General features: G+C 61.1%; 10 protein-coding genes. 5 read left to right on the top strand and 5 right to left on the bottom strand.

All coding sequences use genetic code 11. The annotated features are described in order from the left end of the window. Positions 1-53: 53 nt before the first annotated feature. The 5 genes from AC3WR3_RS05285 to AC3WR3_RS05265 all read right to left on the bottom strand — a co-directional run bounded on the left by AC3WR3_RS05285 (position 54) and on the right by AC3WR3_RS05265 (position 5630). Complete coding sequence (locus AC3WR3_RS05285; protein WP_202047795.1) at positions 54-1025, bottom strand: TAXI family TRAP transporter solute-binding subunit; 972 nt, start codon at positions 1023-1025, stop codon at positions 54-56. A 538-nt stretch (positions 1026-1563) separates the two neighbouring features. After that, positions 1564-3705 (bottom strand): S9 family peptidase, encoded by a 2142-nt coding sequence (locus AC3WR3_RS05280; RefSeq protein ID WP_492291371.1) that lies wholly within the window; start codon positions 3703-3705, stop codon positions 1564-1566. Positions 3706-4023: 318 nt separating this feature from the next. Further along, the gene (locus AC3WR3_RS05275) at positions 4024-4455 is read right to left on the bottom strand and encodes a DUF411 domain-containing protein (protein ID WP_492291370.1); all 432 of its coding nucleotides are present in this window, start codon (positions 4453-4455) and stop codon (positions 4024-4026) included. A gap of 47 nt (positions 4456-4502) precedes the next feature. Continuing rightward, positions 4503-4826, bottom strand: coding sequence for a hypothetical protein (locus tag AC3WR3_RS05270; RefSeq protein ID WP_202047797.1), 324 nt, complete (start codon positions 4824-4826; stop codon positions 4503-4505). An 81-nt stretch (positions 4827-4907) separates the two neighbouring features. Next, entirely contained in the window at positions 4908-5630 is a 723-nt protein-coding gene (locus tag AC3WR3_RS05265; RefSeq protein WP_247627428.1) for an SDR family oxidoreductase, read from the bottom strand. Positions 5631-5772: 142 nt separating this feature from the next. On the opposite strand from AC3WR3_RS05265, the gene AC3WR3_RS05260 reads away from it, so the two are divergent. From AC3WR3_RS05260 to AC3WR3_RS05240, 5 genes are all read left to right on the top strand, one after another. Beyond that, positions 5773-6615, top strand: a complete 843-nt coding sequence (locus tag AC3WR3_RS05260; protein ID WP_492291369.1) for a LysR family transcriptional regulator — start codon at positions 5773-5775, stop codon at positions 6613-6615. Positions 6616-6676: 61 nt separating this feature from the next. After that, positions 6677-7276 (top strand): glutathione-regulated potassium-efflux system oxidoreductase KefF, encoded by a 600-nt coding sequence (kefF, locus tag AC3WR3_RS05255; RefSeq protein ID WP_202047798.1) that lies wholly within the window; start codon positions 6677-6679, stop codon positions 7274-7276. Positions 7277-7346: 70 nt separating this feature from the next. Beyond that, positions 7347-9203, top strand: coding sequence for a glutathione-regulated potassium-efflux system protein KefC (gene kefC / locus AC3WR3_RS05250; RefSeq protein ID WP_492291368.1), 1857 nt, complete (start codon positions 7347-7349; stop codon positions 9201-9203). Then, the gene (locus AC3WR3_RS05245) at positions 9200-9586 is read left to right on the top strand and encodes a SirB2 family protein (protein ID WP_429109004.1); all 387 of its coding nucleotides are present in this window, start codon (positions 9200-9202) and stop codon (positions 9584-9586) included. Before kefC ends, AC3WR3_RS05245 begins: the two co-directional genes overlap by 4 nt. Positions 9587-9890: 304 nt before the next feature. Then, positions 9891-10877: a helix-turn-helix transcriptional regulator gene (locus tag AC3WR3_RS05240; RefSeq protein WP_025325391.1), complete on the top strand. Its 987-nt coding sequence runs from the start codon at positions 9891-9893 to the stop codon at positions 10875-10877. The last annotated feature ends 1386 nt before the right edge of the window (positions 10878-12263 follow it).

The following is a 12263-nucleotide window of genomic DNA, read 5'->3' as shown; positions in this document are numbered from 1 at the left end:
CGGTGTGGCGGGCGGGTGTCGAAGAGAACGATGGAAGGCCGGCAGGCCTTCAATCAGAGCCAGCCACGCTCTTTGTAGTAACGTGCGGCGCCTTCATGCAGGGGCGCGGAGAGACCCACCTTGATCATGTCGGCCTCTTTCAGATCGGCGAAGGCCGGGTGCAGACGCTTGAAGCGATCCAGGTTGTCGAACACCGACTTGACCAGCTGGTAGACCACTTCAGGATCGGCCTTGGCACTGGTGGAGAGCACCGCCTTGCCACCGATGGACGGGGTCGGCTTGTCGCTGCCCTTGTAGAGACCACCCGGGATCTCGGCCTTGGTGTAGTAGCTCTTCTCGGCCAGCAGCTTGTCGATGTCGGCGCCTGTCACCGGTACCAGCACGGCGTCCGTGGTGGTGGAGGCTTCCTGGATGGCACCGTTCGGGTGACCGACGAAGTAGCTCATTGCGTCGATGTTGTTGTCACCCAGAGCGGAGGCCTGCTCCGCCGGCTTCAGCTCGGAGACCAGGCCGAAGTCGCTCTTCTTCCAGCCCTTGACTGCCATGATCTCTTCCATGGTGTCGCGCTGGCCGGAACCCGGGTTGCCGATGTTGACGCGCTTGCCCTTCAGATCGTCGAAGCCGGCGATCTTGGCGTCGCGGCGGGCGAGAATGGTGAACACTTCGCTCTGCAGGGAGAAGACGGCGCGCATGTCATCCATGGCCCCCTCGGCCTGGAAGGGGGGCAGCCCCTTCATCGCCTTGTACTGGTGGTCGGACTGCATGATGCCGAAGTTGAACTCACCGCTGCGGATGCCGTTGACGTTGGCCACGCCACCGCCACTGGCAGGGGCATTGCACTTGATCTGGTGATCGGCGGCGCCGCGATTGAGGAAACGACAGATGGACTGGCCCGCCACGTAGTAGACGCCGGTCTGACCGCCGGTGCCTATGGTCACGAAGCGCTCCTGCGCCTGTACCGGACCACCAAACGACACACCGACCAGGGCCGCCGACAGGGCGCACGCCAAGGATAATCCTTTCATGTTCTTCATCCTTTTCATTGATTTATCTCACCCGATTCCCGGGTGAATATGAGACGGACCCGCACCAAGACTGGGTCTGCCTATACAGCCTCGTACGAGGAAATGGTCGAGCGGCGAACGCCCTTCCAGAAGCCACCATCATCCTGCGGTGAGATAATCAGCGTCATGCCGACTGAGGGTGATTCGACCACAAAAGAGCCGGATCAAAAGTTGTAACCCCTTGATTAGGCACAGAGTGCCAACATAAATCAAACAAAATGGCAAAGCGGCGGATTTAAATAGCGAGAAATTTGAACTGGATCATCAATTCATCGGTCGTGGATTAATTGGTTTTGTGTGCGCAGGCAGCGGGGAAATGGAGGGGGTGGATTCCTTTGTAACCCTTTGCTGACAAGGGCTGCCATCTGGCTGAGGGCGCCCCGAGACAGGGGCAAGACACAGGCCGGCGGGGTTGCCCTCGCCGGCCTGATCTCATCTGCGAATCGGCGCCATCTCTGGCGCCCGGATCGCGGTTCAGCAACAAGCGGTTAACCCAGCCTCATGCCTTCGGCCTGGCCAGCTCCAGAATAAAGGCAAACTCCAGAGCGATGTCCTCGTAAGCCTTGAAGCGACCCGACTTGCCGCCGTGACCGGCATCCATGTCGGTGCTGAGCAGCAGCTGGTTGTCGTCCGTCTTCAGCTCCCGCAGCTTGGCGACCCACTTGGCGGGCTCCCAATACTGCACCTGGGAGTCGTGCAGACCCGTGGTGACCAGCAGGTTGGGGTAGGCCTGCGCCTTGACCTGATCGTAGGGGCTGTAGCTCTTCATGTAGTCGTAGTAGCGCTTCTGGTTCGGGTTGCCCCACTCGTCGTACTCCCCTGTGGTGAGGGGAATGGACTCGTCCAGCATGGTGGTGACCACGTCGACGAAGGGCACCTGGGCCACCACGCCGCGATAAAGCTGGGACGCCTGGTTGATGACGGCCCCCATCAGCAGGCCGCCGGCGCTGCCCCCCATGGCGTAGACCTGGTCTCTCGCCCCATAGCCCTGGGCCACCAGCGCCTCGGTCACGTCGATGAAGTCGTGGAAGGTGTTCTGTTTTTTCAGCAGCTTGCCGTCTTCATACCAGGGGCGCCCCAGCTCTTCGCCGCCCCGGACATGGGCGATGGCGTAGACGAAGCCGCGGTCCAGCAGGCTCAGGCGCGAGCTGCTGAAGTCGGGATCCATGCTGGCGCCGTAGGAGCCGTAGCCATAGACCAGCAGGGGGTTCTTGCCCTCCTTCTTGAACAGATCCTTGCGATAGACCAGGGAGACAGGCACCGCCACCCCGTCGCGGGCGGTCACCCAGACCCGCTCGCTGGCATACTGGTCGGCCTTGAAGCCCGCCACCGGCTGCTGCTTGAGCAGGGTGCGTTTGCCGCTGTCCAGGTTCAGCTCGTAGGTGGAGGACGGCGTGGTCATGGAGGAGTAGCCGTAGCGCAGGGCGCTGGTCTCCGGCTCCGGGTTGTAGGCGAGCCAGGTGACATAGGCGGGATCGTCGAAGGCGATCTCTTTCTGCTCCCCGCTCTGCCAGTTGATCTGGCGCAGCCGGGTCAGCCCCTTGCTGCGCTCCTCCAGCACCAGCCAGTCCCTGAACAGGGCATAGCTCTCCAGCAGCACGTCCGGATTGGGGGCTATCACCGCCTTCCAGCGATCCACCGGACTCTCCCTGGTCTCGTAGAGGCCGAAGTTCTTGCCGTCCTTGTTGGAGCGCACATAGAAGCGGCCACGGTAGTGATCCAGGCTGTATTCGTGATCCACCTGGCGGGGCAGGAACAGGCGCGGCGCCTGAACCGGCGTGTTGGCGTCGATGAGGCGCGCCTCGCTGGTGGTGGTGCTGGAAAGGGCGATGACGATGAAGTCTTCCGAGGTGGTGGCATAGAGGCTGACGTAGAAGCTGTCATCCTTCTCCTCGTAGACCAGCTTGTCCTTGGCGGGATCGCTGCCCAGCTCGTGGCGATAGACCTGATAGGGCAGCAGTGTCTTGGGGTGCTTGCGCACATAGAACACCGTCTTGCTGTCGTTGGCCCACACCAGGTTGCCCGAGGTGTTCTCGAGCTTGTCGGCGGCCCAGGTGCCGCTCTCCAGATCGAGGAACTGGATCTGGTACTGACGGCGGGATAGGAAGTCTTCCGCCACCGCCAGCCAGCGGTTGTTGCGGCTCACCTCGAGCGCCCCCAGCGAATAGAACTCGTGACCCTCGGCGCGCTGGTTGCTGTCCAGCATCAGGCTGACGTCCTTCTCCCCTACCCTGCTGCGGGAGTAGATGGCGTACTCCTTGCCCGGCTCATAGCGGGTCTGGTAGCGGTAGCCGTTCTTCACATAGGGCACGGACTCGTCCTGCTGGGGGATGCGGGCCACCATCTCCTTGTAGAGCTGGTCACGCAGCGGCTTGACCGGCTTGAGCATGGCCTCGGTGTAGGCGTTTTCGGCCTTGAGATAGTCCAGCACCTCGGGCTTTTCCCGCTCGTCGTCACGCAACCAGTAGTAGTTGTCGATCCGGACGTCCCCGTGCTTTTTCAGGGTATGGGGGTGCTTGGGGGCCACAGGAGGCAGGATGGGGGTTTCGCTTGTCGGCATGACGGGCTCTTCATTGGCATGGGTACAGGGCACGGCGACCAGACAAGCCAGCAGCAGCAACCCTCGGGGAAAGATGAACATGTCGCATCCTTTGCGCTGTAACAGGGCAGGCAGGCTCGCGGGGAGCGCCATGAATTGACGATCAGGCCGCCGCCGCTCACTCCGCCGGTGCGGAAACAAGGCTGGCAAACCGGAACATCGCCCCTGAGAAAATAAATTGGCGATCAATCTGCCCCTTGTCGCCCTGGGTTGCAAGTGATCCCCGGACATTCGGCCCCAAACCATGAAAAAGGGCCACCCTCTCACAAGGGTGGCCCTCCTGCTCTGGCCATGAGCGGCACGGATTCGCTCAGGTGTGCCTCACATGATGGAGTGGTGCCGGCTCATGACCAGTGTTCGTCAGCCGGGATAGCTCGACCAGACTCTGGTCGCGCCCTCCTCGCTGATGCTCAGCACTTCATAGGGCTGACCCGGAATATCCATGCCAGGCGCACTCTGGGGCATGCCCGGAATGGTCAGGCCGCGGATCGCCGGCTTTTCCTTGAGCAGCTTCTGCACGTCGGCGGCGGGCACATGCCCCTCCACCACATAGCCGTTCACCACCCCGGTGTGGCAGGAGGCCAGCTGCGGGGTGATGCCGTACTGTTGCTTGATGGGTTCAAGCTGCTCGGTTTCGACGACCTTGACCGCAAAGCCGTTCTCTTCCATGTGCTTGATCCAAGTCTTGCAGCAGCCGCAATACTGGGACTTGTAGACTGTCATCTGCTCGGTTGCCAGAGCAGAAAAACTGACGGTACCGGCCAGCACGGCCAGTAACAGGGACTTGTACATGACTCACCTCGGATAAGAAGAAATGCCCAAAAAACGGGTAACTCGACTCAACCCAGCTGGCGAGGGGGCCGTTCGAGCCGCTCTAGCGGCGCCTCCGGCATGAAGAGAGAGGGGGAAATGAACGCTGGCATGTCGGGCTCAAGCCAGGCCACCGTCAGGCTGTCGCTGGTGAGCACCGTCATGGCGAGCGCCGAGGTGAAGCTGCCGCAAGGCATGGCTTTTTCCAGGGTGCGTTCGCTCTGGCTGCAATGGGGAGTCAGAGTACAGAGATCGGTCGCCGCCCGGCTGCCAAACGACATCAGCACCATCAGCAGGCTCCACAGGGGAAGCCAGCGGCGGGCGCGAGCGAGTTGGCGACGGGTCAGGACCATGGGATGACTCAGTAATCGAAGAGTGCCTATGGTAACCCCTGGCCCAGGGGGAGGGTCAAGCCCTCCCCGCCGTCATGGTTATCAGGGTTGCTGGCGGGTGGCCGCCAGCACTATCTCGCGCACGCAGACGTTGGCAGGCTGGCTCCAGGCATAGAGCACGGCCTCGGCAATCACCTCGGGGGCGATGACGCCACCCATCTCCTCTTTCCAGCCGTGGTAACCGGCCTTGATGCTCTCATCCGTGGTATGGCTGAGTAGCTCGGTCTCCACCGCCCCCGGGGCTATGGTCACCATCCGCACGCCGACGTCCGCCACCTCTTCCCGGATGTTCTCGGTCAGGGCATGCACCGCAAACTTGGTGGCGCAGTAGGCGGCATGGTTCGGGAAGGTCTTGCGACCGGCGATGGAGCTGATGTTGATGATGGTGCCGCTGCGGCGCGCCTTCATTCCGGCCAGCACGGCATGCACGCCGTTCAGCACCCCCATGACATTGATGTTGAGCATCTGCTGCCACTCGGCCGGATCCTGCACATCGGCCTGACCCAGCAGCATGACGCCGGCATTGTTGACCAGACAGCCCACAGGGCCGAATTGCGCCTCGGCCTGCTGGACGGCAGCCTTCATGGCGGCGGTGTCGGTGACGTCGACGCCGACACAGAGTGCTTCGGGCAGGTTCAGCGCCTGCATGGGCTCGACCCGGCGGGCCAGCAGCAACAGGGGGTGACCGGCGGCAGAGAAGGCGCGGGCGATGGCGGCACCGATCCCGGCGGAGGCACCGGTGATCACGACGAGGGACTTGGACATGGGTATTTCCTTCTGATTCATTGAGGAACTGAGTCAAACAAGGGCTGGCCAGCACGGGACTCAATCACTATAGTCGCCACATCTATCGGTGATAAATATTGTTTTCCACTGGTTACCATCTGAAAAAGCTATGGTTGATTTTATGCTGGACCTGAGATTGCTACGCTTCTTCATCGCCATCTATGAAGAAAAGAACATCACGGCGGCTGCGGCACGCTGCCACGTCAGTCAACCCTCCCTCTCGGCGGGGCTGCGCCAGTTGGAAGAGGCGCTCGGCGACAGCCTCTTCATTCGCGGCAAGAAGGGGGTGGAGGCGCGCGATCCTGCCCACTATCTCTACCCCCACGCGGTCAAGCTGGTGGAAGAGGCTCGCCGCCTGCCGGAGCTGTTTCGCCAGAAGGCGACGCGCGCCAGGCTCAATATCGCCATCATGCCGGACTTGAGCCGCCGCCGGGTGGCCGGGCTGTTGCAGCGGGTGCAGAGGGTGCTGCCCGAGCTGGATCTCACTCTCTCCGACTACGGCACCCCTGCCGACTGCCGACTGACTCTGGATGCCCTGCGCCGGGAGGACGAGATCTTCCTGCCGCTCTGGGAGGAGGACTATGTGCTCTGCGTCCCGGTCGACCATCCCCTTGCCAGTCGCGAGAGGATCGAACTGGCAGAGCTACAACATCATGATTTTATTGAGTGTCCTCCCTGCGAGGCTCATCAGCAAACCATAGGCCTGCTGGCCTGTGACCGGCTCACCCTCAATCTGGTGGCCAAGGCCGAGAGCAAGGGGCTGGTGATGGCACTGGTGCTGGCGGGGGTGGGCATCAGCTTCCTGCCCGACGGGCTGGTGGAAGATGAGCCGGGGCTGCGCACCCTGGCAGTGAGCGGACCCCGGATGTTTCGCCGCATCGGGCTCTGTTATCCCGCCCATCAGACCCTGAATCCGGCGCTGCGCGACCTGATCCCGGAACTGGCGAGCCGGGGTGCTTCTTGATAACGTCGCAGCTCACCGCCCTTTTTTATCGGCACCAGGCCCCTCTTCAGGCTAGGACCTCATGAAACGCATTCTGATCATCTTCTCGCACCCGGCCCTGCAGAGTTCCAGGGCCAACAGGCAGCTGCTGCAGGCACTCGACGGCCTGGAGGGCATCACCCTGCACGACCTCTATCACCACTACCCGGACATGTTCATCGACGTGAAGCGGGAGCAGGCCCTGCTGTCTGAGCACGACATCATCGTCTTCCAGCACCCCTTCTACTGGTACTCCTGCCCGGCCATCATGAAGGAGTGGCTGGATCTGGTGCTGGAGTATGGCTACGCCTACGGCCCCGAGGCCCACGCCCTCAGTGGCAAGCAGTGGCTCTCCGCCATCACCACGGGGGGCGCTCCGGAGTCATATTGCAGCGAGGGCTACAACCAGCGCCCGCTGCTCGACTTCCTGCTGCCGTTCCAGCAGACGGCGCAGCTATGCGGCATGCAGTGGCTGCCCCCCTTCGTGCTGCACTCCTTCCACAAGCTGAAAGATCCGGAGGCGCTGCGCCGCTGTGGCCAGGATTACCGCCAGCTGATCTGCGCCCTGCGCGATGAGCGGCTGACCCCGGCCCAGCTCGCTGGCAGCCCCTATCTGCGGGATCTGCTGGGGGAGTTGTCATGACGACAGGTTGGATTTTCATCGGGCTCGCGCTGCCGGCCCTGACGAACAGAGACGAACGGAGGGCCGGCTGATGGGGCACGGATTGTTGTTCGACGCCTTGATCTATCTCTCGGCGGCGGTGACAGCGGTGCCGCTGGCCAAACGCTGGGGGCTGGGTTCCGTGCTCGGCTACCTGCTGGCGGGCATCATCATAGGTCCCTTCCTGCTGGGACTGGTGGGGGAGCAGAAGGATGTGATGCACTTCGCCGAGTTCGGGGTGGTGCTGATGCTGTTTCTGGTCGGGCTGGAGCTGCGCCCTGCCCTGCTGTGGCAGCTGAAGGGGCCCATACTCGGCACCGGTGGCCTGCAGGTGCTGCTCACCACGGGGGCCCTGACCGGGGTCGCTCATCTCATCGGCCTGCCCTGGCAGCAGGGGCTCGCCATCGGTCTCATCCTGGCGCTCTCCTCCACTGCCATCGTGCTGCAGAGCCTGCAGGAGCGCAAACTGATGCAGAGCGAGAGCGGGCGATCCGCCTTCGCTGTGCTGCTGTTCCAGGACATCGCCGTCATTCCCATCCTGGCCATACTGCCGCTGCTCGCCATCGCGCCTGTGGCCAGCAACGGCAATCCGGATCTGGCGGGCTGGCAGCACGGCCTGCTGGTGGTCGCCGCCATCGCCGGCATAGTGCTGGGCGGCCACTACCTGATGCGGCCGGTGTTCCGTGCCATCGCCCAGTCCCACATGCGGGAGATCTTCGTCGCCGCCGCCCTGTTGCTGGTGATCGCCATTGCGGTGCTGATGGAGTCGGTGGGCCTCTCGCCTGCGCTGGGCTCCTTCCTCGCCGGCGTGGTGCTGGCGGACAGCGAGTATCGTCACGAGCTGGAGGCGGACATAGAGCCATTCAAGGGGCTGCTGCTCGGCCTCTTCTTCATGTCGGTGGGCGCTGGCATCGACTTCGGTCTGTTTGCCGCCCATCCCCTGCTCATTCCATCCCTGGTGATAGGGCTGATGCTCCTGAAATGGGGAGTGCTGATGGTGCTCGGCCTGATCATTCGCATCTCGCCGAGCCAACGCTGGACCTTCGCCCTGGCCCTGGCACAAGGGGGGGAATTCGCCTTCGTGCTGTTCTCGTTCGCCGCCCAGAACAAGGTGCTGCCCGGTGACACCATCTCGCTGCTGACCCTAGTGGTGGCGCTCTCCATGGCGCTGACGCCGCTCTTGCTGATCCTCAACGATCGGGTGATCCAGCCCTGGTTCGACTACCGCAACCAGAGCGATGCCCCCGAGCACGAGCAGCCGGAACTGGTCGAGCACCCGGTCATCATCGCCGGCTTCGGTCGCTTCGGTCAGATAGTGGGGCGTCTGCTGCACGGTCACGGCATAGGCACCACCATACTGGAGCAGGACGCCAGCCAGATAGAGATGCTGCGCAAGTACGGCTATCAGGTATTCTACGGCGATGCCAGCCGGCTCGACCTGCTCCATGCCGCCGGGGCCCACAAGGCCAGGCTGCTGGTGCTCTCCATCAACGATCCGGCTACCTCCCTCGAGGTGATCGAGATGGTGAAGAAACACTTCCCGCACCTCAAGATCCTGGCCCGCGCCCAGGACAGGCCCCATGCCCACGAGATCCTCCGTCACGGCGTCGACAGCGTGCACCGGGAAACCCTGGGATCGGCTGTGGATCTGGGGGTAGAGGCACTGACCCAGCTCGGATTCCGGGCCAACCAGGCCTGGCGTGCGGGTCAGGTGTTCAAGCAGTATGACAACCGGCTGCTGCGGGAACAGGTCAATTACCTGGATGACGAGCACACCTATATCAACAAGAGCCTGCAATACCGCGAGATCCTCTCCGATCTGCTGCAAGACGATCAGGAAGGACAGGAGCGTACCCACGCGCACAACTGGAACAGCGGTCTGCCCGACAACGACAAGGAAGCAATATGATTGCCTATTACCCCATGTTCAAACACCTGCACATGACCCTGGCCATGGTCAGCCTGCTGCTGTTCATCTACCGCTGGAGCCTGGCGCTGGCTGGCAGCGGGCGCTTGCAGCAGAAGTGGCTCAAGGTGTTGCCCCACATCAACGACACCTTGCTGCTGCTGTTTGGCGTGCTGCTGGCGGTCACCCTGCAGATGAGCCCAGGCCAGCAGCCCTGGCTGATGGCCAAGCTGATCGCCCTGGTGCTCTACATAGGGCTCGGCGTCATGGCACTCAAGCGCCCTGCGCGCGGCCAGAAACTGATCGCCGGGGTCACCGCCCTCGCGGTATTTGGCTACATGATTGGCGCCGCCATCACCAAGTCAGCCTGGTCCTGGCTGGCCTGAACGACCTCTTTGCCGGTGAGGGCCCAGTCCCTCACCTCTCTCCTCCTGCCGAATACCCTCCTCCCCCTTGGCTCCCTATACATTTCTCCCCTGTCGTGACAACCGGGCAAATCTGGAGAACGCTTTATTTTGGCAAAAAACAGCGCCAAACAACCCCTACCACGCCTTTATTGTCGATAATTATCAGTTACTTACATGATTATGTATGAAAATGGCGACAGTTGTCGCAGCAAAACTTGCGACATAGACTGTCGCATGACATGGCTAGGATACACTCAACGCTAAACCAGTGAAGGCATGCACCATGAGTAAGAAGCTGTTACGACAACTGACCTTGGCGCGTTGCATCCCGCACCGCCCTTACAAGCTGACCGCCAGCCAACTCCAGGTAAAACTGGAAGAGGAAGGCATTCACGTCAGTCTGCGTACCGTGCAACGGGACCTGGAAGAGATGTCCGGCATGGGACTGTTCGACCTCACCTCGGATGAACGCAGCAAACCACACGGCTGGTGCTTCGAGCGCCACGGTCTCAACGACTTTGCCAACATCATGCCGCTCTCGCTGGCGGTGGCCCTGAAAACCTGGAGTGATCAGGCGAGCCAACTGCTACCGGCGAGTGTATTGACCGAATTGAACCCCTTGGTCGACAAGGCCAGCCAGGTGATCCGTGACAGCCAGAGCGAACTGGCGGAGCGCTGGCTCGAGAGCGTGCATCAGTCGCCGCGTCCGTTTGCCGGCAACCCTGAGATCCGCCGCAGCACCCTGATCCGTGACGCCCTCTGGCGTGGTCGCAAGTTCAGCGCCGAGATCCAGCGTGTCATCAAGGAACGCACCGTGTGGCTCTGCTATGACCGCATCAATCCGCTCGGGATCCTGAACCAGCCCGATGGCCCCATCCTGCTCTGCACCCTGTCCGAGCTGGATCCCAAGGTCTATGGCATCCCGTTCGATCACATCAAGAACGTGGAACTGACCAACTTCAGCGCCACCCAGCCGAAGGATTTCAACGTCCAGAAGCTGATCCGCGACCAGGGCTATCAGGACGTCAGCGGCCCGATCCGCTTCGTCGGACGCATCGATGCCAACTGCCCCACCCTGATCGATGGGCAGATCCCGGGACACAACCCGCGCATGACCCGCTACGACAAGCGCAGCGTGGTGGTGGAGACCGAGGTCCAGGATACGCCCGAGTTCCGCTCCTGGTTGAACAACATGAGTGGCAACCTGGAAGTATTGGCACCGGAGTCCCTGCGCAAGGCATATCCGACACCGGGTACCCGGGTCAGCTGAGCACAATCGGATGAATGATGAAAAGCCGAGCATGAGCTCGGCTTTTGTCTGTTTTTCACACATAATTATTCAATTAATTTTTAACTCTTACACCCCTGATTGAGCCTTCTGTACCATCGTTTTCCTCCCTGTTTTTGGTTGTGAGAGATCCGCCATTCTTCCTGTAAGACCCCTCAGTGTTGAGCCGTACGTGAAGCCATCCCGAGAGCCCCATGCTTTCCTGAGAAACTAAATAAAGCACTGATAAAAAAGACAAATTCAGATTAATGACAGATATTCATTCATCATCTGGCGTTATCTTATGGCCTTCCATGCCTTGTTCCTGCCCACGATTGCCTTAGTATGGGTCTCACAAGGACGGCTGGTCCGGCAGGATGCAGGAACAGCGCATAAATAGGAAAAGCCGCAGGATGTGGCAGGACACCTCAGGATGAGGTTGATAACCCGGATGGTTATCACAAGGAATGACAGGACAACCGCAGGATGCGGTCGCAGGATGCGGTCGCAGGATGCGGTCGCAGGATGCGGTCGCAGGACACCTCGGGACGAGGCCGAGTGGCACGGATAGTCACTCTTCAGGATGACAGGAACCCGCAGGAGCGGCAGGAACAGCTTCAGGATGAAGCGAGATAACCAGGGTGGTTATCTGTCAGGATGACGCAAGGAACACCACGGGATGTGGTAATGGACACCTCCAGGACGGAGACGGTGAAGCAATCAGGAGTGATTGCCAGGCTAGGATGGCCACAGGACACCCCAATGGAATGGGAAGGGGAAATTCCAAAGGAAAGGATAGAGTCAAGGATTGCAGGGAGCATGGCAGTTCAGGGACTGGACGAGATGACTTGAGGGGACGGCAGAAGCCGTCCCCTTTTCTTTATATGCACTCCAGCGAATCAGCCCATCCTGGGGGCAACTTACCCATGTTCCGGAGCTGTTGCCTGAATCACCTCACCCGCAGGCATAAGAAGCATCACATGCATCTCGTGGACGGCTCCTGGCCACAGTTATCGAAACCAATATCCATTGCCCTGGGCAAAAAAGCGGAGTGCCTTGGCCCCCCGGCGCTACTTCATCACTTCTTGATTCATCGAGCAGTCAAGTCTGTTGAGTAGACGATTTGCCCCTCCCTCTGCTTCATATGCACCAGGGCAAAATCAGTGGCGGAGTGTCCATGGAAGCAGCGTGAAACCTGGTGACAAGCAGAGAGCATGTGGCAACTCGCCGATATGTCGAGCCTTTAGTGGTGACGGTGGTGTTTCCGGGGGCTTGAAACGAAAAAAAGCCCAGTCTTTCGACTGGGCTTTCTAATTAGTGGCGGAGCGGACGGGACTCGAACCCGCGACCCCCGGCGTGACAGGCCGGTATTCTAACCGACTGAACTAC

It is taken from the genome of Aeromonas sp. EU05-FHT14A05, assembly GCF_058791175.1.
This window is presented reverse-complemented; position numbering and strand designations above follow the sequence as displayed.

Bases quoted from the DNA above. Each gene is read 5' to 3' on its own strand.
- AC3WR3_RS05265 (WP_247627428.1), bottom strand. From the start codon at position 5,630: ATGTCCAAGTCCCTCGTCGTGATCACCGGTGCCTCCGCCGGGATCGGT.
- AC3WR3_RS05270 (WP_202047797.1), bottom strand. From the start codon at position 4,826: ATGGTCCTGACCCGTCGCCAACTCGCTCGCGCCCGCCGCTGGCTTCCC.
- AC3WR3_RS05285 (WP_202047795.1), bottom strand. From the start codon at position 1,025: ATGAAAGGATTATCCTTGGCGTGCGCCCTGTCGGCGGCCCTGGTCGGT.
- kefC (WP_492291368.1), top strand. From the start codon at position 7,347: ATGGGGCACGGATTGTTGTTCGACGCCTTGATCTATCTCTCGGCGGCG.
- AC3WR3_RS05240 (WP_025325391.1), top strand. From the start codon at position 9,891: ATGAGTAAGAAGCTGTTACGACAACTGACCTTGGCGCGTTGCATCCCG.
- AC3WR3_RS05260 (WP_492291369.1), top strand. From the start codon at position 5,773: ATGCTGGACCTGAGATTGCTACGCTTCTTCATCGCCATCTATGAAGAA.
- kefF (WP_202047798.1), top strand. From the start codon at position 6,677: ATGAAACGCATTCTGATCATCTTCTCGCACCCGGCCCTGCAGAGTTCC.
- AC3WR3_RS05275 (WP_492291370.1), bottom strand. From the start codon at position 4,455: ATGTACAAGTCCCTGTTACTGGCCGTGCTGGCCGGTACCGTCAGTTTT.
- AC3WR3_RS05280 (WP_492291371.1), bottom strand. From the start codon at position 3,705: ATGTTCATCTTTCCCCGAGGGTTGCTGCTGCTGGCTTGTCTGGTCGCC.
- AC3WR3_RS05245 (WP_429109004.1), top strand. From the start codon at position 9,200: ATGATTGCCTATTACCCCATGTTCAAACACCTGCACATGACCCTGGCC.